Origin of the sequence: Streptococcus sp. OMI750 (assembly GCF_047463895.1) — a bacterium.
In the GTDB taxonomy this organism is placed as follows: Bacteria; Bacillota; Bacilli; order Lactobacillales; family Streptococcaceae; genus Streptococcus.
This window is the reverse complement of record NZ_JASHCZ010000005.1, coordinates 36296-55226: the sequence shown is the minus strand read 5'-3', so window position 1 is coordinate 55226 and position 18931 is coordinate 36296. Positions and strand designations below refer to the sequence as shown.

17 protein-coding genes are annotated in these 18931 nt (G+C 41.6%); 6 read left to right on the top strand and 11 right to left on the bottom strand.

Annotated features, from left to right (window positions below):
- Positions 1-232 precede the first annotated feature (232 nt).
- The 6 genes from QM830_RS09010 to pulA all read left to right on the top strand — a co-directional run bounded on the left by QM830_RS09010 (position 233) and on the right by pulA (position 7855).
- Complete coding sequence (locus QM830_RS09010; RefSeq protein ID WP_023919928.1) at positions 233-1489, top strand: extracellular solute-binding protein; 1257 nt, start codon at positions 233-235, stop codon at positions 1487-1489.
- A gap of 127 nt (positions 1490-1616) precedes the next feature.
- Complete coding sequence (locus tag QM830_RS09005; protein ID WP_023919930.1) at positions 1617-2912, top strand: sugar ABC transporter permease; 1296 nt, start codon at positions 1617-1619, stop codon at positions 2910-2912.
- A gap of 1 nt (position 2913) precedes the next feature.
- A complete protein-coding gene (locus QM830_RS09000) occupies positions 2914-3756 on the top strand; it encodes a sugar ABC transporter permease (RefSeq protein WP_414326579.1) in 843 nt (280 codons plus the stop codon).
- Positions 3757-3984: 228 nt separating this feature from the next.
- Entirely contained in the window at positions 3985-4797 is an 813-nt protein-coding gene (locus tag QM830_RS08995; RefSeq protein ID WP_414326577.1) for a DUF1189 domain-containing protein, read from the top strand.
- An 11-nt stretch (positions 4798-4808) separates the two neighbouring features.
- Positions 4809-5792, top strand: coding sequence for a LacI family DNA-binding transcriptional regulator (locus tag QM830_RS08990; protein ID WP_414326575.1), 984 nt, complete (start codon positions 4809-4811; stop codon positions 5790-5792).
- 8 nt (positions 5793-5800) lie between these two features.
- The gene (gene pulA, locus QM830_RS08985) at positions 5801-7855 is read left to right on the top strand and encodes a type I pullulanase (protein WP_414326573.1); all 2055 of its coding nucleotides are present in this window, start codon (positions 5801-5803) and stop codon (positions 7853-7855) included.
- 38 nt (positions 7856-7893) lie between these two features.
- Here the strand turns inward: pulA and QM830_RS08980 are convergent, their stop codons facing one another.
- From QM830_RS08980 to QM830_RS08930, 11 genes are all read right to left on the bottom strand, one after another.
- Positions 7894-8835 carry a YitT family protein gene (locus QM830_RS08980; protein ID WP_009731890.1) on the bottom strand — a complete coding sequence of 314 codons (942 nt, stop codon included), beginning with the start codon at positions 8833-8835 and terminating at the stop codon, positions 7894-7896.
- Positions 8836-8910: 75 nt separating this feature from the next.
- Positions 8911-10665: an aspartate--tRNA ligase gene (gene aspS / locus QM830_RS08975; RefSeq protein WP_414326571.1), complete on the bottom strand. Its 1755-nt coding sequence runs from the start codon at positions 10663-10665 to the stop codon at positions 8911-8913.
- Between the two features lie 97 nt (positions 10666-10762).
- Positions 10763-10990, bottom strand: a complete 228-nt coding sequence (locus tag QM830_RS08970; protein ID WP_414326569.1) for a hypothetical protein — start codon at positions 10988-10990, stop codon at positions 10763-10765.
- Between the two features lie 253 nt (positions 10991-11243).
- The gene (gene dltD, locus QM830_RS08965) at positions 11244-12512 is read right to left on the bottom strand and encodes a D-alanyl-lipoteichoic acid biosynthesis protein DltD (RefSeq protein ID WP_414326568.1); all 1269 of its coding nucleotides are present in this window, start codon (positions 12510-12512) and stop codon (positions 11244-11246) included.
- Entirely contained in the window at positions 12505-12744 is a 240-nt protein-coding gene (gene dltC / locus QM830_RS08960) for a D-alanine--poly(phosphoribitol) ligase subunit DltC (RefSeq protein WP_003002265.1), read from the bottom strand. Before dltC ends, dltD begins: the two co-directional genes overlap by 8 nt.
- Positions 12745-12759: 15 nt before the next feature.
- A complete protein-coding gene (gene dltB / locus QM830_RS08955) occupies positions 12760-14013 on the bottom strand; it encodes a D-alanyl-lipoteichoic acid biosynthesis protein DltB (RefSeq protein ID WP_414326566.1) in 1254 nt (417 codons plus the stop codon).
- Positions 14010-15560 (bottom strand): D-alanine--poly(phosphoribitol) ligase subunit DltA, encoded by a 1551-nt coding sequence (dltA, locus tag QM830_RS08950; RefSeq protein ID WP_414326564.1) that lies wholly within the window; start codon positions 15558-15560, stop codon positions 14010-14012. The genes dltB and dltA overlap by 4 nt, the downstream gene beginning before the upstream one ends.
- A gap of 14 nt (positions 15561-15574) precedes the next feature.
- Positions 15575-15703 (bottom strand): teichoic acid D-Ala incorporation-associated protein DltX, encoded by a 129-nt coding sequence (locus QM830_RS08945; RefSeq protein WP_006595368.1) that lies wholly within the window; start codon positions 15701-15703, stop codon positions 15575-15577.
- A 168-nt stretch (positions 15704-15871) separates the two neighbouring features.
- Positions 15872-17131: a S41 family peptidase gene (locus QM830_RS08940; RefSeq protein ID WP_414326562.1), complete on the bottom strand. Its 1260-nt coding sequence runs from the start codon at positions 17129-17131 to the stop codon at positions 15872-15874.
- A gap of 246 nt (positions 17132-17377) precedes the next feature.
- Positions 17378-18061, bottom strand: a complete 684-nt coding sequence (locus QM830_RS08935; RefSeq protein WP_414326560.1) for a DUF4956 domain-containing protein — start codon at positions 18059-18061, stop codon at positions 17378-17380.
- Positions 18054-18833: a polyphosphate polymerase domain-containing protein gene (locus tag QM830_RS08930; protein WP_414326559.1), complete on the bottom strand. Its 780-nt coding sequence runs from the start codon at positions 18831-18833 to the stop codon at positions 18054-18056. The genes QM830_RS08935 and QM830_RS08930 overlap by 8 nt, the downstream gene beginning before the upstream one ends.
- Positions 18834-18931: the final 98 nt, after the last annotated feature.

The following is an 18931-nucleotide window of genomic DNA, read 5'->3' as shown; positions in this document are numbered from 1 at the left end:
TATCTTTTTTAAAAAAGCCCCTTATCACTAGTTTAGTATTTATTATTAGCAATGTCAATGAATTAGCGGTTTTTATAGAAGAAAGTTTAGAATTAAAATATTTTTAAAAAAATTGTTTAAAACTACTTGCAAACGTTTTCGCCTTGTGATATACTTAAGACGTTTTAGGAAAACGTTTGTCTAAAACGGTTTCTAATTATTATCTTTTTTTATTCTTTAGGAGGAATAAATCATGAAACGTACAATTTTACGTAGTGCTGCTGTACTTGGTACAGTTGGTTTTGCCGGCTTCTTACTTGCTGCTTGTAGCAATAACTCATCAGGTTCTTCTGAGGCAAGTAAAGAAATCAACGTCTATGTAGACAAAGGCTACAAATCTTATGTTGAAGAAGCTGCAAAAGCTTTTGAAAAAGAAAATGGCGTAAAAATTAACATCAAGACTGGTGATGCTCTTGGTGGATTGGATAACCTTTCTCTTGATAACCAATCTAAAAAAGCTCCAGACGTAATGATGGCTCCATACGACCGTGTAGGTGGTCTTGGTAGCGATGGTCAATTGGCTGAAGTGACATTAAACAAAGATAGCCATACAGATAAAACAACTGAAGCTCTTGTAACAAACGGTGGTAAAGTTTACGGTGCACCTGCTGTCATCGAAACATTGGTTCTCTACTATAACAAAGATCTTGTAAGCGAAGCTCCAAAAACATTTGGTGATCTTGAAAATCTTGCAAAAGATAGCAAGTACGACTTCGCTAGCGAACCTGGTAAAACAACTGCCTTCTTAGCTGACTGGACAAACTTCTACTACACTTACGGTTTACTTTCAGGTAACGGCGGTTATGTGTTTGGTAAAGACGGTACAGATCCTAAAGATATTGGATTGAACAACCAAGGTTCTATCGATGGTATCGAATATGCAAAAACTTGGTATGCTAAATGGCCAAAAGGTTTGCAAGATACAAAAGCTGCTGCTAACTTCATCCAAACACAATTCCAAGAAGGTAAAACAGCTGCTATCATCGATGGTCCTTGGAAAGCTGCTTCATTGAAAGAAGCTAAAGTAAACTACGGTGTCGCAACGATTCCAACTCTTCCAAACGGAAAACAATACTCTGCCTTTGGTGGTGGTAAAGCTTGGGTTATCCCTGCAGGTGCGAAAAACCTTGATGGCGCTCAAAAATTCATTGACTTCTTGACAAGTACTGACCAACAAAAAGCTTTGTTTGACAAGACCAATGAAGTTCCTGCCAACACAGAAGCTCGTAAATATGCGGTTAGCAAAAACGATGAATTGACAACTGCCGTTGTTGATCAATTCAAGAATGCTCAACCAATGCCAAATATCTCAGAAATGAGTGCTGTTTGGGATCCAGCTGCTACTATGCTTTTCGATGCTGTAAGTGGTAAAAAATCTGCAAAAGCATCTGCTGACGATGCAGTGAAATTGATTAAAGAAACCATCGAACAAAAATTCGGTAGCAAATAAGACAGTTTTTAGGTGTGAGTAAGAGGTTGGAGACAAAGTCCCAACCTCTTATGTTCAATTTTCAAGCACAACTTACTGTCTGACTTGTCTTCTTGCTCTCTAGCAAGGACATTATAAGGAGATTTGAATGACTACAGAACAAAACCCTAAAAAGGCTATGTGGCTCTCTTTGATCCCGGGTCTTGGGCAAATTTATAACAAACAAAAAACCAAAGGCTATATTTTTCTTGCCGTAACCATTCTCTTTCTCGCCTATTTCCTAGGAATTGGAGCTGGAGAATTAGCGAAATTGGTTACACTTGGAACCGTCCGTGGACAAGATAATTCTCTCTTTATCTTGATTCGTGGCGCCTTCCACTTGATCATCACTGTTGTTTACTTCCTATTTTATGCCTTAAATATTAAGGATGCTGGAACAGTTGCTAAACGCATCAACAACGGGATTGCCGTTCCAAAAACCTTGAAAGAAATGGTTCAAGCCATCTATGAAAATGGCTTCCCATATTTATTGATTATTCCTTCATACATTGCTATGACATTTGCGATTATCTTCCCAGTTTTAGTAACTTTGATGATCGCCTTTACCAACTACGACTTCAAACATACCGCTCCAACAACCTTGCTTGATTGGATCGGGTTCCAAAACTTCACTAATATGTGGACCTTGAGTACCTTCCGCTCAGCCTTTACATCGGTTCTTGGCTGGACCTTGATTTGGGCCCTCGCAGCTTCTACTCTTCAAATCGTACTCGGTATCTTGACCGCTATTGTTGCAAACCAACCATTCGTAAAAGGAAAACGAATCTTTGGGGTTATCTTCTTGCTTCCTTGGGCTGTTCCAGCCTTCATCACTATCCTAACTTTCTCAAATATGTTTAACGATAGTGTCGGTGCTATCAATGCACAAGTTATCCCATTGTTTGCGAAGATCTTCCCATTCTTAGATGGCGTTTTGATTCCTTGGAAAACAGATCCTACCTGGACAAAAATTGCTTTGATTATGATGCAAGGTTGGCTCGGCTTCCCTTACATCTACGTCCTGACTTTAGGGATTCTTCAATCTATTCCAAACGATCTTTACGAAGCTGCTTATATTGATGGTGCCAACGGTTGGCAAAAATTCCGCAGCATCACTTTCCCAATGATTATGGCTGTTGCAGCTCCAACTTTGATCAGTCAATATACCTTCAACTTTAATAACTTCTCCATCATTTACTTGTTTAACGATGGGGGACCTGGTTCTGTCGGAGGAAACGCCGGATCTACAGATATCTTGATCTCATGGATCTACAAGTTGACAACCAATTCTTCTCCTCAATATTCAATGGCTGCAGCGGTAACCTTGATTATCTCTGTGATTGTGATCTCAATCTCTATGGTTGCCTTCAAGAAACTACATGCATTTGATATGGAGGATGTATAAAATGAAAAATTCAGTTCAATTTAAACGCCGCCTCAATCATTTCTTGACTTACCTGTACATGGTGGTTCTTTCAATCGTTATCATTTATCCATTGTTGATTACGGTTCTATCAGCCTTCAAATCAGGGAATGTCAGTGCCTTTACACTTGATTTTAGTGGCAATCTTAGTTTTGATAACTTCTCAAAACTTTTCTCTGAAACCCATTATGGCACTTGGTATATGAACACCTTGGTTATCGCCATTATCACCATGATTGTACAAACAAGTATCGTTACCTTCGCAGGTTACGCATACAGCCGTTACAATTTCTTGGCGCGTAAACAAAGTTTGGTCTTCTTCTTGATTATTCAAATGGTCCCAACCATGGCAGCCCTCACAGCCTTCTTCGTTATGGCTTTGATGCTGAATGCCTTGAACCAACCTTGGTTCTTGATCTTCCTTTATGTTGGTGGTGGTATTCCAATGAATGCCTGGTTGATGAAGGGATACTTTGATACTGTTCCAATTTCCCTCGATGAATCTGCGAAATTGGATGGAGCTGGACACTTCCGTCGCTTCTGGCAAATCGTCCTTCCTCTTGTTCGTCCAATGATTGCGGTCCAAGCTCTTTGGGCCTTCATGGGACCTTTTGGAGACTACATCTTGTCTAAATTCTTGCTTCGCGATGAAATCAATTACACGGTAGCTGTTGGTCTTCAGACCTTTATCAGCGACCAAAAAAATCAAAAGATTGCCTTCTTTGCGGCAGGTGCGATTCTGATTGCAGTCCCAATCTGTGTGCTGTTCTTCTTCCTTCAAAAGAACTTTGTTTCAGGCTTGACCGCTGGTGGGGATAAAGGATAAAATAAACTTTTCTATAACCTTCCAGCAATGATGAAAAGAACGAAGTTTCCTCTCGTGCTTTTCTCCCAGTCACATAAATTTTATCTTTAAGGAAAGGATGGGAGTGGGACAAGGATAGCAAGTTGATTGATTTGCTACCGGTCTCTCTCCCATCTTTGGTTAAGGATAAAATCTTGTTATGCTCTCCATAAAAGGGAAATCCATCCCGGAGATTAGAAAGGTCTCTTCATGCCCTATCCATTTAATTATTTTTCCAGCCTTTTTCAGGTAAGAAAAGCATTTGCGAACCGCAAACAACTCAACTGGTTCCAAATGATCTTTACCTCACTCTTTCTTCTTTCCTTGACCCTGATTCCTGTTGCCGTTCAAAATGCGGAATTACAGACCTACCCCTTAACCACCTTTGTTAGCGATGTCTTTGATCCCTTAACAGAGGATGTTATGACAGACTTGAAAGAAAATGTCCGTATTGAACAGCATGAACTAGTCTATAACAGTCATTTTGGAGTTCATAAGAACAAAGCTGGCCATGTTATCATTGGTCATCACGAAGGGACTCCATTAGGTGAAAAATTAACCCTCTATTTCGATAAGACCAAACTAGTGATCAGCAGAGAAAATAAAGAACTTGCAAGCATTCCTTATCAGGCAATCAATCAAAAGAGTCTTGAAAACAAAGATGCTTTAAGCCAAGCCATTTCCAAAGATTGGTTCCAAGCCAATCGATTGGCAGTTAGTCTCTTCCTCGTCCTCTTCTCAGGTTTCTTATCTGCTGTAAATTTTGCAATTTTAGTATTTGGAGCTTCCTTCTTCCTCTTCTTGACACGGAAGTCCCGTCTCTTCTCTCTCAAGACCTTCAAAGAATGCTTCAACTTCACTCTCAACTGTCTTGGATTGCCTATTCTTGCGAGCGTCCTGATCAGTTTAGTATTCCACCAAGTCTTTACGACAACCGTCTTGATCCAAAATATCCTATTTGTCTTGTTCCTCGCACTTGCTTTCTATAAGACTCATTTTCGGGATCCAGATTACAAACCTTAGGGAGGTCCTTTATGCGTGTCACCATCAAAGATGTAGCCAAACTTGCTGGCGTTGCACCATCTACCGTTACACGAGTGATTCAAAATAAATCTACCATCAGTGAAGCCACTAAAGAACGGGTTCGTTCTGCCATGAAAGAACTAGATTACCATCCAAACCTCAATGCTCGTAGCTTAGTGAGCCAGTCCAGTCAGGTGATTGCCCTTGTCTTGCCTGATGAGAGTGATGTGTTCTTCCAAAACCCCTTCTTCCCTACGGTCCTACGTGGGATTAGTCAGGTTGCTTCTGATTATGGCTATGCCATTCAGATTTGTACAGGGGCGAATGAAACCCACCGCCTCGATCAACTCAAACAAATGATTTATGGTAAGCGGGTAGATGGGCTCATCTTCCTCTATTCCAAATTGAATGATTCTCTGGTTGACTTCTGTATTCAAGATAAATTTCCTTTCTTGATTTTAGGGAAAGCAACTTCACCTTTTGTATCCTTAGTCGATAACGACAATGTTAAGGCAGCCTTTGACGCGACCGAATATTTTATCAATAAGGGATACCAACACATCGCCTTTGTTGGAGGAAATAAGGAATTGGCCGTTTCTCAAGACCGCTACAAGGGCTACCAAGAAGCTCTTGCCAGCCACCAGATCCCTCTTCGTGAGGAATTGGTCAAGTTCTCCTTTGGTTTCTTGCTGGAAGAAAATTCTTACCAAATCATGGATACCCTGCCTTTTGAAGAACTTGAAGCACTCATGACAACGGATATTCTAGTTGCCGAAGGGGTTCGGAGATATCTGAGCGACAAACAAGTCGAACTTCCGATTATTTCCTTCGACTCCATTCAACCGCGGATCCCTATTGACGCCTATATTGATATCAATACGGTTGAATTGGGACGCGAATCTGTCAGAACCTTACTCCAAATTATTAAAGACAACAAGGAAAACAAAACTGTTTGCTACAGACAGCTCATTGAACACTCGATTATTGAACTTTAGGAGAACCTATGACCACACACTTTGCTGCTTATTTAGATGACCAAGACTTGATTCGCATGGAAGGAAGAGAGAGCGTAACGGCCTTTCTTCCTTTTACCTTGACGTCTGGTTCGAAAACGATTGAACTCTTACCGACAGAGGAAGAAAAAACTCTTCGAAGCCCCCTTCCCATCGACATGAGTCAAAGCTATACTCTCTCCAACGCTAAAGGAGAAACCTGCCTCCTCCACTACCGCGATATTGTCCGCCAACCCATCTTTGATCAGCTATATGCTTATGATGGAGAGGATTTAGGAGCTCATTACTCAAAAGAAAAAACGACCTTTGCCTTCTGGGCTCCCATTTCTCAAGAGGTTGAGCTCTTGATTAACCAAACTGCCTACCCGATGGAGCGGACAGAAAAAGGAGTTTGGCGTCTAGAACTCGAGGGAGATTGGGAAAAAGTCTCTTACTACTACCAACATCAGGTCAACGGTGTAACCCATATCGTTCATGATCCTTATGCTCTTTCTTCTGAAGCCAATTCAGGAGCTAGCTATGTCATCGACCGACACAAGATTGAACGCCCCATTCAGAGAGCAACGACACAATTGGATCCGACTGAGTCCATTATTTATGAACTGAGTGTCCGTGATTTCTCTGTCCAAAAAGAGGCTGGTTTTAAACATCCTGGAAAATTTACAGCCCTGACAGAATCTCCTCAACTCAATGGTCAGACACTTGGATTTGATTACCTTCGCCATCTTGGCGTCACGCACGTGCAGCTACTTCCTGTCTATGATTTCGGCAGTGTCGATGAAGAGGATCAATGGAAAGCCTACAACTGGGGCTATGATCCTGTCCAATACAATGTTCCTGAAGGAAGTTACGCAAGTGATCCCAACGATCCTTATGCACGAATCCTGGAGCTTCAAGATACCATCGCTACCTATCACCAAGCCAACCTCAGTGTCATCATGGATGTCGTCTACAACCACGTTTACAAGGCAGATGAATTTGCTTTTGAGCGGATTGTCCCAGGCTATTTCTATCGCTATGACCAAGACCGCCAACGAACCAATGGGACCTTCTGTGGCAATGATGTAGCTAGTGAACGCGCTATGGTTCGGCGTTATATCAAACAGTCCCTCAAACAATGGGTAGAGCTATACGGCTTTGATGGTTTCCGCTTTGACCTAATGGGGATTTTGGATATTCAAACCATGACAGAGATTGCAGAAGAGCTCCGTGAAATCTATCCTAACGTCTATCTCTATGGAGAAGGTTGGAAGATGGATACAGGCCTCTCTGAAGACCAGCTCGCTCACCAGTACAACGCAAAAGCATTACCAGACTTTGGCTTTTTCAGTGATAATTTTCGGGATACAGTTAAGAGAACACTCCTAGCAGGTCATCGTCGTGACAGTCAGCATCCAGCCAATGATTTCGCTAATATTCTAACGGCAAATGTCGGAAAGGTGGGACCTGCTCATTTCATCCAACCCCAACAAGCCATTCAATACGTCGAATGTCATGATAACGCAACTGTTTTTGATTATTTCCAAATTGAAAAGGACCAGATTCGTCTAGAGGAGAGAAAAGCTCTCTCACGATTAGCTCTTCATTTAGTGTTACTAGCGCAAGGAGTGCCGTTTATCCATGCTGGTCAAGAATTCTATCGCACAAAAGGGCTCGAAGACAACACCTATAACCTGCCAGATCATCTCAACCGATTGGACTGGACAGCCCTTTCAAACTGCCAAGAAGAAATTGCTTTTATTAAAGAATTGATTGCTTATCGAAAATCGCAGCCACTCCTTCGTTTGAGAAAAGGGCTAGAGATTCGAGACTTCTGTGATCTTAAATGGTTGTCTGATCATCATTTTATCTATACCATTGAAAAAGATCGCAAGAAAATAACAATTCTCGTCAATATCGGTGATCAAGAAATAACCTATCAACATGCGAGCGATAGTCAACTGCTTTTTGCCTATCCTCAAGCCAAGCTCCACACGCCTATTCCTAAAGGGAAAGAACTTTCTCTTTCTGCCCATAGTTGGATCTTACTCTACGAAGCCAGTTAAACAAAACAAGGCCACCACAACATGTGGGGGCCTTGTTTTTATTCTTCCGTTTCCAAAAAGTATCCAATAATATGAACATTTTCAGAAATGGTGATAAAAGCTTGAGGATCAGCTTTTTTCATGATGTATTTAAATTCATTAAACTCTGCACGCGTAATAACTGTCAGTAGAACCGCTTTTTCTTGATGGTTATAGGTTCCTTCTGCATTGTGGATGATCGTCGCTCCTCGATTCAATTTTTTATGAATCTTTTCAACAATAGCATCTGGATGGCTCGTCACGATCATGGCCTGCATGCGTTTTTGCTTGGTGAAAACAGCATCTGTTACGCGACTTGATACAAAGATGGTAATCATAGAGTATAGAGCATACTTCCAACCAAACGTCAGACCAGCAATCAACATGATGGTCCCATTGACAAAAAAGGAGATGCTCCCAACATTCTTTCCAGTGCGTTTTCGAATCGTCAAACTGACAATATCTGTTCCCCCACTGGAGATATTGCTCCGAAGGGCAAAACCAATTCCTGTCCCCATGACAACCCCACCAAATAGAGCATTCATAATCGGATCATTGGTCAAAGTGACCACCGGTACAAGCTGAATAAAGAGGGAACTCATCGAAACCGTAATAAAAGTAAAGATGGTAAATTTATGGCCAATTTGATACCATGCTACAATCATCAAGGGAATATTAATGGCATAAAAGGTTAATGAGACCGGTATCGTAAAACCAATAAAGCGTTGACTTAAGACAGATAAAATCTGAGCTAGTCCTGTAGCACCACTGGAGTAGACATGTCCTGGTTGGAAGAAAAAGTTGACAGCAATTGCCGATAGGAACCCATACAGCAAGGACGCCGATACTTTTTCATCGTATTTCTCCCGGGAGATACTCTTCATCACGCGCAATAATTTGATGTTATATGCTAATCTCCGCATATTATAACGAAAGATCTTGTAAAAGCGAGTTTTTTTCATTTTTAATCCATTGATTAGAAGAAAAGGAAAATCTTAGAGCAACTAATTTCAAGACTTTCCTTTTTTAATCTTGTCCTATTCTTGATCTGCTACTTCTACTTGAAGCTGTAACTCTTCTAATTGTTTTTCAGAAACGACAGATGGAGCTTGTGTCATTGGGTCTGTCGCTTTATTATTCTTAGGAAAGGCAATGACTTCCCGGATATTGTCCTCACCGGCAAGAAGCATAACCAAACGATCCAAGCCAAGCGCCAATCCTCCATGTGGTGGGAAGCCGTAATCCATGGCTTCCAACAAGAAACCAAATTGTTCATTTGCAGCTTCTGCTGTAAATCCAAGGGCCTTGAACATCCGTTCTTGTAAGTCTTTATGATTAATCCGAAGGCTTCCTCCACCTAATTCATAACCATTTAAAACGATATCATAGGCAATAGCACGAACTTTTGAAAGATCACCTTCCAATTCATGCTCCGTTTCAGCTTGCGGGAGTGTAAATGGATGGTGGGCAGACATATACCGGCCTTCTTCTTCAGACCATTCAAACATTGGCCAATCGACTACCCACAAGAAATTGTATTGATTGTTGTCAATCAAGTCAAGCTCTTTAGCCAGACGAACACGTAAAGCACCAAGCGTTGCATTGGCCACTTCAAGAGTATCTGCAACAAAGAGAACCAAATCTTTTTCCTGCAATTGTAAAGCATCTGTCAAGTCACTTGTCAAGTCTGTCAAGAACTTCGCAACAGGACCGTTCAAAGCACCCTCAGAATATTTCACCCAAGCAAGACCTTTTGCACCGTATTGCTTCGCAACTTCTGTCAACTTATCGATGTCTTTACGAGAATACTGATCCGCCGCACCTTTGACAACAATCGCCTTGACTGCAGGAGCTTCTGAGAAGACTTTGAAGTCTACACCCTTGACAAGATCTGTCAAGTCTTGTAGTAACATTTCAAAGCGTGTATCTGGTTTGTCTGAACCATACAAGGCCATAGCATCATCATACTTCATGCGTGGGAATGGGAGTGTTACTTCAATTCCCTTGGTTTCTTTCATGACACGTGCAATCAATCCTTCTGTGATATCTTGAATTTCTTGATCACTCAAGAAAGAAGTTTCCAAGTCAACCTGCGTAAACTCAGGTTGACGGTCTCCCCGTAAATCTTCATCACGGAAGCACTTCACGATTTGATAATAACGATCAAAACCGGCATTCATCAACAATTGTTTTGTAATCTGAGGACTTTGTGGAAGGGCATAAAAATGCCCCTTGTTGACACGAGAAGGAACCAAGTAGTCACGTGCTCCTTCCGGAGTTGATTTAGAAAGAAACGGTGTTTCAACATCAATAAACTCTAATTCATCTAAATAATTACGGATCGAATGGGTCACTTTCGCACGGAGTTTGAGATTTTCCAACATCTCAGGACGACGAAGATCTAAGTAACGGTAACGAAGACGAGTGTCATCATTGGCTTCAATTCCATCCTTGATTTCAAACGGAGTTGTTTTGGCAGTATTAAGAACTGTAATAGCTTCCACCTTAAGTTCTACTGCACCTGTTGGCAAGTTTGGGTTGGCTTGTTCACGAGCTTCCACAAGACCTATTACTTCTAGTACATATTCACTACGGATGCTTTCAGCTGTAGCCATCACTTCTGCACTAACTGTTTCTGGATTGATCACCAATTGCATGATTCCTTCGCGGTCGCGCAAATCGATAAAGATCAAACCACCTAAATCACGACGACGACTAACCCATCCTTTCAAAGTAATGTGAGTTCCAACGTGTTCTTCACGAACACGTCCAGCATACATTGAACGTTTCATTTCTCATTTATCTCCAAACTAATATTCTTCCTTCTATTTTACCATAAAGACCAGCAGAAAGCGGCCTTTAGCTCAACTTTTTCAGAAGCTGAGCAATTCAGTTTTTATGAAGGTCTTTTCCTTCTTTTTTAGGATCATCATAAAGAGTGGGTGCTAGCACCTTCATTAAAGTCGCCGTCCCAAATCGCAAGACAGCTGCTACTAACCCAAAAATAAGGGATAAGTAGCGGAAAAAGAAATCCCCTCTGATCATGTAGGTAATCACACCCACAATTAGAAAAATGCTAATTCCCTGGACGATCGCGTAAAACCAAATTTTTCTCACAACTGTTCTCCTTTTTTCATTCTTTTCTGACTTATCCACTGTTTTCTATAAGTTATCCACAAAAATGTGGATAACTTCCTTCCGTTTTCTCCTCAAAATAGGAGTATACAACAGCATCAGGACTTGTTTTCATCATTTTGCACCTAAGTTTCCCACAGCTTGTGGATAACTCTCTAGATTTCCTGTGACTTTCCTATCACTTTAGCTCATAAATCAAGGAGCCAGGATTCGATCCTGCCTCCTTGTTCCGGCATTATTTAAATTGATCCGGTGTCCCTTTATACTGGGCCCAGTCTTTGCTAAAGAAGCGATCATTCAGATGGTAAGTTGGCGCTTTTTCAGCCTTTGTGACAAAGGGATTAACCGCTTTATCAAAAGCTAGCCAACCATTCCATCCCATATGAATCGTATCTTCCATAAAGTAGGGCTGATCCCCATCTTTAGAAAAGTCTGCAATATTGGTGAATCCTTGACTTTCCAATTGGTAACGAATCTTTTGAACAGCCTGTTCATACTTTTCTTGGCTCAAGCCTGTATATTTCATCCATTTGGCATTGACTGGCGGAATGACAAAGATGACATTGGTCCGAGATTTAGCAAACTGGTCTAGAACCAATTGCAAGTCATTGTACTCCGGCGATTGGACATAGGATTCGTTCTTTTGGAAACCTTTTAGTTTCTTCAACTTCATTTTTAAACGGGTATTGTAAAAATGATTGCTGATGCCAAGGTCGTTGTTATTGGTTTTGACTTTTGCTTCAGCCGTTGCAATTTCCTCCAATTTCTCATATGAGAATTGGTCTGGCAAATCTTGTAGACGTTTTTTGACCTTCTTATCATAATTCCCGTTTGTACGAGTGGCAAGATTGCTAAATAAGGCATCTTCGCGCTGAACAAGATGGGAAACAAGCTGGTTCAAAGACTGATCAAATCCTGAAATTTTCTTTCCTTGAGAAATATTGGTCACAATACTTTGAAAGGCGACATTTGGATACTGTTGCAAGAGGCGTTTCGCAGCATACTGGGATGCAGCATCCTGTTGGTGATTGGCAATAAAGCTATTCAACTGATCGCTATTAAAGAATTGTTGAAAGGCAGAGGAATCATAGCCCTTCTTGGTAAACCATTGCGGAGAAACCACATAAACAGCTGTATTGTCCTTGAGTTCTGGCAAAATCTGTTGCATTCCAAAATACTGGTTCAAAGAAGCCGCACCACGTTCTCCTAAAAAGTAGGGTCTGTAATTACGGTCATATTTTTCAGCCAAAACTGCTGGATGCACCACATCAAAACGCAACCACTCACTTGAGCCGAAATAAGGAACAAAGCGATGCCGTGGATCAGAAAGTGCTTCTTGTTTCTTTGTACGACTCTTGAAGCCTTCTGCATTGAGACTAACCGCAGCTTTTTTCTCTTCTGTATAGTCGTGTTTATGATTGATTGGATAAAAGAACAGTAAGGCTGCTACCATAAGGAGGGCGCAAAAGACAGGCCCCAAAATCAGCCATAAACGCTTAAGCATTCTGAAGCTCCGTTACACCTTCTACGATCTTGTTGGCAGTGTTCCAATCATCGCGTCCAAATTCAGATACAGGAACACGGATGCCAAAGCGATTTTCCAATTCCACAATCAATTCCACTGTTCCCATACTATCAAGGACACCCGCATCAAAGAGGTCTTCATCCATCATGTCTGAGACATCTTCCATAAACAATTCGTCAATAATTTCAATTACTTGTGATTTTACATCCATTTTTCTATTCTCCTTTTATTTCAATTTTGGAAACCATTGTTGATCCAAGAATCCTGAGAAAATCAGGAAGGACAGCATCACTGTGTTAAAGGTGATAAAGATCCCCAAAGCCTTGGTCCAACGATTATCCGGGATCGGATCCAATCCTTTTGCTTTTCTTTCTTTATTGATGGTCTTTTTCTTGCGAATCCAAGCATCATTGATGACCAGTCCAAGTCCATGGAAGAGACCATAAGCGATGTAGTACCAAGTCACTCCATGCCAGAAGCCCATGACCAACATATTGATAATGTAGGCAACATTTGAGGTGGTAATCCGGCTCTTGAAGACTTTATTGCGCATCAGTACCATTACGAGACGCATAAAGACGAAATCACGGAACCAGAAAGATAAACTCATATGCCAGCGATTCCAGAATTCCTTTAAATCACGTGATTTAAAAGGACGGTCAAAGTTGATAGGACTTTTAATCCCCATCAAATTGGAAGCCGCTAAAGCAAACATGGAATACCCTGCAAAGTCAAAGAAGAGATCCAAGCCATAAACATACATGACTCCCAGCGTTCCGATGTTGAAGAATCCACCTTGAGACAAGGCATAGGTCTGCACATGACCTAATAATAAGTGGCCAAAAATATGAGCTAGGATAAATTTATAAAGGAAGCCATACATGATGTACTTAACAGCTTGCTCCAACATATCCAATAATTCTTCGCGCTCAGGAATGGCTCTATAATCCTCATTAAAACGCTTGAAACGATCGATCGGCCCACTTGAGAAGGTGGGCATAAAGAGCATGAATCGCAAGAATTCCCAGAAAGTGAATTCTTTCAAAACACCATCACGCATTTCGATAATCATCCCGACAGCTCGAAAGGTTAAATAAGAAATACCTAAAAATCCAAACAAGGATTGGTGCCCATTTTTGATCGCTGGCTCTACCTTTACAAAGATCAGGGGCAAGACAGATAAGAAGGAATGAAGATAGAAAACCCACTTATTGTCCGCCTTCTGACGATAAAACTTGTAGGAATAGACAATCAAGATTTGCCAGACTACGTAAAAGAGTAAGGCATAAATTTGCTTGAGATTCGAACCAGTCAGCATCAAAATGATAAAGATCAGGCTCACAAGTCCTTCATATATTGGAAATCTCTTTTTGAAGAAGAGACCCACAAAGATCGGCAAAAAAGCTAGAATAAGGTAGATAAAATAGATCGGTGTTCCATAGTGTTCTAAATGAGGGAGCTGTTTCAAAAACTCGATCATCGGTTGTTAACCTCGCTAATCAACCCTTTGATGTCGATTTTCCCATTTGGAGTTAGCGGCAAGCTGTCACGGTAGAGGAATTTTGAGGGCATCATATAAGACATCATGATGTGCTCCAAATCTTCCTTAATGGCTTTCGTGATATCAATTTCTCGCTCAAACTGTTCCTTGACACCCTCTTTTAAGATAACATAGGCCAAGAGATTTTGAACCTTGTGATCTTTGTTGTAGCGCGGTACTGCAACAGCCGAGTCGATGTACTGAGATTTGTTCAAGTTTTGAGAAACATCTTCAAGCTCAATACGGTAGCCGTTAAACTTGATTTGGAAATCCATCCGTCCACCATAGAGAAGGAGGCCTTCATCTGTCATGGTTCCAACATCTCCCGTATGATAGGCTGGAAGACCTTCAAATTCGAAGAAGGCTTCTGCTGTCTTCTCTGGATTATTCATATAACCCTTTGAAACGGCTGGTCCAGATACGATGATTTCCCCTTGCTCTCCATTTGGTAATTTATTGCCTGCCTCATCAATGATGAAGGTTGGAGAATCTTCTTTGGTATAGCCGATTGGCAAGCGTTTAAGAGTCGCTAACATCTCATCTGTTACGGCTACAGCTGAAAGAGCTACAGTTGCTTCCGTTGGGCCGTAGGCATTGATGATGCGTGCATTTGGGAAACGCTCGCGCAATTTCTGAGCTGTTTTCACGGTCAACTCTTCCCCATCAAAGTAGAAATGGGTGATTCCTGGCATCTTTTCAGCATTGAAATCTTCAGACAGCATGGCCATATCTGCAAAAGATGGCGTCGAAGTCCAGATAGCAATCGGAAGTGAAAAGATGGTCGCAAAGAGTTGTTTAAAGTCTTGAGTGATGGCTGATGGAAGGGCAAAAAGTGTTCCTCCAAGAGCCAAGGTCGGTGCCCAATACATGACAGACAAGTCAAAGGAATAGGGTGGTTGCGCCAACATTTGCGGACGCTCTGGCGTTGCAAATTCCTTGTCCGTAATCATCCAGTTGGTGAAGCTGAGCAAGTTATCATGCGAAATTTGCACCCCTTTTGGTTTTCCAGTTGTTCCAGAGGTAAAGATGATGTAGTAGTTATCATCCCCTTTGACTGGATGTTGCAAATCATAAGCATGCTGAGCCGCATAAGCTTCACGCACTTGCTCCAAGGACATGATTGGAGCAGCTGGGTCTTCAATTGGGAACTCATTGATGGCGATAATTAAGCTTGGCTCAGCCACTTCAAGAATGGCAGACACGCGCTCCAAAGCAGAATGGCTATCAATTGGGATATAGGCATGGCCAGATTTGGTCAAGGCCACAAAGGTTGCCAACATTTCATATTCTTGGCCACCAAAGACCACAACCGGTGACTTTTCAGGAAGTCCCATTTGGTCAATGTGAGCTGCTAAGCTATCTGAGTCTGCCTTCAATTGGCCATAGGTATGCTCTTCTCCAAGGACATTGTAGACAGGATAGTCTGGTTGCAGTTGGGCGAAGCGCTCAATCGCCTCGATCATATCAGTAATTGGTTGGTTTGACACGGTAGGGATCTCCTTTAAAATTCATTGTAGATAAAGCCACCTTGACCTTGACCAAGGTAACTAAAGAAATAGAGTAGGGCTAAGAAAATAGCAAAATACAAGATTGTTTGCCCTATAAATTTATAAAGTGTTTTATGTTTCATCTTTTTCACTCTTCATTTTGATTGTCAATGTCTATTTTACCATTTTTTATACCAAGTAAGCAATTTTAAACATAGTGAGAATGTCATAGAAAACGTTATCATTTCGAATCATTAAAGCCTTCTAACCAAAGCAATTTTCTTCTTTACATTTTCTGATGGGAATTCTTTTTATTTTATGTTGCTCTGACGAATCAACTCCAAACACTTGTCTAGATCTACATCTCTTTCAAAATGTTCGGGACTCCATGGAACCTCTATATCCGGCTCCACACCTTGATCCGTCATTCCTTTCCCTTGATCTACGCATAGACAACGAGAAGTAGGAAACATCAATTGATAATCGCCATAATCAAGGCTACAACAATTAGAATAGTCTAAAATTCCTAGAGTTGGTCTACCTACCACCGTTACCTTCTTAAACTGCTTCATCATCTGGATAAAATTATCACCAGATGATCGACAATAAATATCTGATAAGATAAAGATCTGTTCGGGATATTGGCCACCTCTAACCTCTGGGAAGAATTCCTCGCTTTCTTGCTGATATGGCACATAGCCTTTTCCCCGATGGCGGAGTAACTCCTCTTTCATAGCTTCAAGTAGTTTAGCTGTTTCAGGACTAATTTCTTCCTGTTGCATCCAGTCCTCAAAGTCTTTCAAGCGCAGATCAACATTACGTTCCGTGTAGAGAATTTCCATGCCATCATCGTCCCAGTCAAGCGAATCATAACCCTGATCCTTCTCTAAGCCTAGATGTAACAGAGGAAGATATAAAGAATCTGTCCCTCCGCCGTTCTGTCGGACATCAATGAGAAGAAACTTGACCTCCGTCATCATGGGTAAACACTTTTCATATACCCGACTAATGGCTCCTTCATCCATAAAATTATCCAGACGAAGATAAAGAATCTCATCGTCTAATCGTTTCCAAAAAATCTGATCTTGGATTGGTTCTCGACTGGGTGCTACTTCAATGGTCTTTTCTACCCCTTTTCGAAGCAGGGTGACCCTTGTGGACTGAGAGACCAAATCCGCCCATTCTCGGTAGTGTCTTTCAGGGGTCTTACTGATAAAATAGTCCTTATGAAGAGACGCCACCTGCTCCAAGTCACTTCCATCCAAAGCTAAGACCTGATCTCCTACTTGAAGTCCCGTATCTTCATTTGCCCCTTCTACAAAGAGACCGTCGTCTGTCGAGCGCAATAAAAAACCTTTGTTAGGGGCCTTTTTCTTTCCAAAAGAAATATGGCCGATCACTCCAAAACTAGCTAGGTAGGACCTGACTTGATAAAGAAAGGCATCATCCGTCATATCATCTGTAATTTTTTCTCGAAAAGGCTCTGGATCGCATCCTTTTCTATCTTTGATGGTAGATGAATCGTGAGTCATAATAGAGACGACATCTTCAAAAATAGCAGTCTTTTTCATAAAGGATCCCTTCAATTTTTTAGAAACAGTATACCACTTTTCCTTAAAAAGTTCTTAAAAGCCTAAAAAGGGGCTGGGACAAAAGTCCTAGCCTCTCAGTTGTCTTTGGATTGTCGAGCAAGACGCAGTGGTTGAGTGGGCTCTACTACGCTGATTTCATCAGCTTTTACAGCCCTACTCAACTGTGCGGAGGTGGGACGACGAAATCGAATTCTAACGAATTACCGATTTCTGTCCCACTCTCGTCTATAAATTCTTTCTTTTCTTGGCCTTCTTGGTCAAGGATACATCGCAATGATAAATTTCTTCTGTTAGAAGGGTCGTCATTGCAAAATCGTCAACTTCTGGTCTCAGATCCACTTCATAATCCAAGGTAATCTTTTCCCCATTTTGGCTTGTATTAACCGAAATCAAGTCGACTTCTGTACAATTGCGATCCAGCAAACGGCTGATCTTATCTGCAATCCTAGCCTGATTTTCTAGCTCAATCGTCAGGTGACGGCGCCGTTGGTGGTCGGTCTTACTTTGCTTGGTTTCTAGCAAGAGCCAGATAGCTAACAGAAAGGCCGTAAACAAAACTGCCAATAAGAGGTAGCCCGACCCCGCTGCTAAACCAATAATCATGGCTAGGAAAATCGCGATCAATTCTCTCGAGCCGCTGGTAGCAGACCGGAAACGAATCAAGCTAAAGGTTCCCGCTACTGCAATCGAGGTCCCCAGACTCCCGTTCACCAGGAAAATCACCAGGGTCATCATGCAGGGAAGCAAGGTGAGACTGACGATAAATTCACGCGTATAGAGAGTACGGTATTTGTAGGTCCAAGACAGGGCCATCCCGAGCACCAGGCTGACCAGCAAGGCTAGCATCAGGCGCACCGGATCTACGGTTGCCGTAGCGTTATTAAAAATAGAATCAAATAGATTAGACATAGGCAGCACCTGTCCTTTCCTGAATTGGCGTTGGTGCATAGTCTAAGCCTTGTGACTTATGGTAGGCACAACTGTATTTCGAAAATTTCTGTTTGACCAGTCCGTACTTATCCAGAATGTCCTTCAGCCACTGAGTTTCTTCACCTGGGGCCTTGATTTCCATAATGATGGTATTTTCTTCTAACAAAGGCTCACCAGCTTTCCCACGAAGGAGACTGACCTGCTGATCACGATAGACTAGATTTTGATCCAGGGTGACCCGAATCTTATTGTAAGGATAGCCTTGGATGCTCTTCTTTTCTTTTAAGGACAAACGATCATAATAGATGTACATCTGAGGCTGTAGTCGGTTATCATAGCGCTGGCGTAAAGCTTGGATTTCTTGAACCAAGTCCATATCTTGAATGGTCTGATCCACTATTCCATCCGTCATGAGGCGGGTAATAGAGGAGGGGTTCGAGACCAGGCGGAACTTGTGACCAATACCTTCTGCATCCTTTGATTTTACTTCTAGAAAGGCCGGACTCTCCACTGTTGGATGCTCTACATAGGTCCGCATCCGGATCTTTTCACGACGGTTCTGTTTAGCAAGGGCATCTTGAATCACATCAAAATCTTCGGTATCAAAATAGACATTCGAAATCGTGGAGACTGGATAATCGTCTTCAACAACATATTTCTTCAAATCTTTCAATAAATCATCCAAGTCTTCTTTATTCACTACATATTTGGTTTCAATCCGCTTGAAGCTTGTCTCTAGCGTTTTTTTCATGTTTTTCTCCTTTTGTTCTATAAAAAGTTGGTCATTTTCTTTATCGTTATTTGTTGCAAAGCCACGAGTCGCTTTACTTGTTCCTTAGTTTAGTGGCC

Excerpts from the sequence above, each read along its gene's own strand:
- QM830_RS08940 (WP_414326562.1), bottom strand. The coding sequence starts at position 17,131 with ATGAAAAAGACTGCTATTTTTGAAGATGTCGTCTCTATTATGACTCAC.
- dltB (WP_414326566.1), bottom strand. The coding sequence starts at position 14,013 with ATGATCGAGTTTTTGAAACAGCTCCCTCATTTAGAACACTATGGAACA.
- QM830_RS08935 (WP_414326560.1), bottom strand. The coding sequence starts at position 18,061 with ATGTCTAATCTATTTGATTCTATTTTTAATAACGCTACGGCAACCGTA.
- QM830_RS08990 (WP_414326575.1), top strand. The coding sequence starts at position 4,809 with ATGCGTGTCACCATCAAAGATGTAGCCAAACTTGCTGGCGTTGCACCA.
- dltC (WP_003002265.1), bottom strand. The coding sequence starts at position 12,744 with ATGGATGTAAAATCACAAGTAATTGAAATTATTGACGAATTGTTTATG.
- QM830_RS09000 (WP_414326579.1), top strand. The coding sequence starts at position 2,914 with ATGAAAAATTCAGTTCAATTTAAACGCCGCCTCAATCATTTCTTGACT.
- QM830_RS09005 (WP_023919930.1), top strand. The coding sequence starts at position 1,617 with ATGACTACAGAACAAAACCCTAAAAAGGCTATGTGGCTCTCTTTGATC.
- QM830_RS08995 (WP_414326577.1), top strand. The coding sequence starts at position 3,985 with ATGCCCTATCCATTTAATTATTTTTCCAGCCTTTTTCAGGTAAGAAAA.
- dltD (WP_414326568.1), bottom strand. The coding sequence starts at position 12,512 with ATGCTTAAGCGTTTATGGCTGATTTTGGGGCCTGTCTTTTGCGCCCTC.
- pulA (WP_414326573.1), top strand. The coding sequence starts at position 5,801 with ATGACCACACACTTTGCTGCTTATTTAGATGACCAAGACTTGATTCGC.
- QM830_RS08980 (WP_009731890.1), bottom strand. The coding sequence starts at position 8,835 with ATGAAAAAAACTCGCTTTTACAAGATCTTTCGTTATAATATGCGGAGA.
- QM830_RS08945 (WP_006595368.1), bottom strand. The coding sequence starts at position 15,703 with ATGAAACATAAAACACTTTATAAATTTATAGGGCAAACAATCTTGTAT.
- aspS (WP_414326571.1), bottom strand. The coding sequence starts at position 10,665 with ATGAAACGTTCAATGTATGCTGGACGTGTTCGTGAAGAACACGTTGGA.
- QM830_RS08930 (WP_414326559.1), bottom strand. The coding sequence starts at position 18,833 with ATGAAAAAAACGCTAGAGACAAGCTTCAAGCGGATTGAAACCAAATAT.
- QM830_RS09010 (WP_023919928.1), top strand. The coding sequence starts at position 233 with ATGAAACGTACAATTTTACGTAGTGCTGCTGTACTTGGTACAGTTGGT.